Origin of the sequence: Nocardiopsis rhodophaea (assembly GCF_039530945.1) — a bacterium.
Lineage (GTDB): Bacteria > Actinomycetota > Actinomycetes > Streptosporangiales > Streptosporangiaceae > Nocardiopsis_C > Nocardiopsis_C rhodophaea.
In genome coordinates this window covers 1-538 of record NZ_BAAAPC010000077.1, presented here as the reverse complement: position 1 = coordinate 538, position 538 = coordinate 1, and the positions used below count along the sequence as shown (strand labels likewise).

1 rRNA gene is annotated in these 538 nt (G+C 61.5%); it reads left to right on the top strand.

From position 1 onward, the window contains the following. A 16S ribosomal RNA gene (locus ABD259_RS25730) occupies positions 1 to 113 on the top strand; the annotation flags it as partial. Positions 114 to 538 lie beyond the last annotated feature (425 nt).

Genomic DNA, 538 nt, shown 5'->3' with positions numbered 1-538 from the left:
GAAACCTGTGGCCTAACCCTTTGGGGAGGGAGTGGGTGAAGGTGGGGCTGGCGATTGGGACGAAGTCGTAACAAGGTAGCCGTACCGGAAGGTGCGGCTGGATCACCTCCTTTCTAAGGAGTCTTTTGGCTGGCTGTTGCATTGGCTGTTGTGGTCGGTGGCGGTCGGCGGACTCGAAAGTGGGCCCGTCAGGGTCGGGGGTTCGGACCGGTTGGTCTGGGCCTGCGCCTGGTGGGATGGCTGGGCTGAAGAACGAACTTCCCTCTGGTGCTGGAAGGCCGGGGGGCGCGCTGTTGGGTGTCTGAGGATGCAACCGCTTGGTTGTGTTCCTGTGTGCCACCCCGTTGAAGACCGCTGGCAGGTGGAGGCCCCTCATCCGAGGGTTTGTCCTTGCGGGTTGTGGTTGTAGGCGGGTGTGTGGCTGGTGTTTTGATTCGTGGATAGTGTGCGCGAGCATCTTGTATCTGTGGTGGCCAAGTTAGTGTGGCATACGGTGGATGCCTTGGCACCAGGCGCCGATGAAGGACGTGGGAGGCCG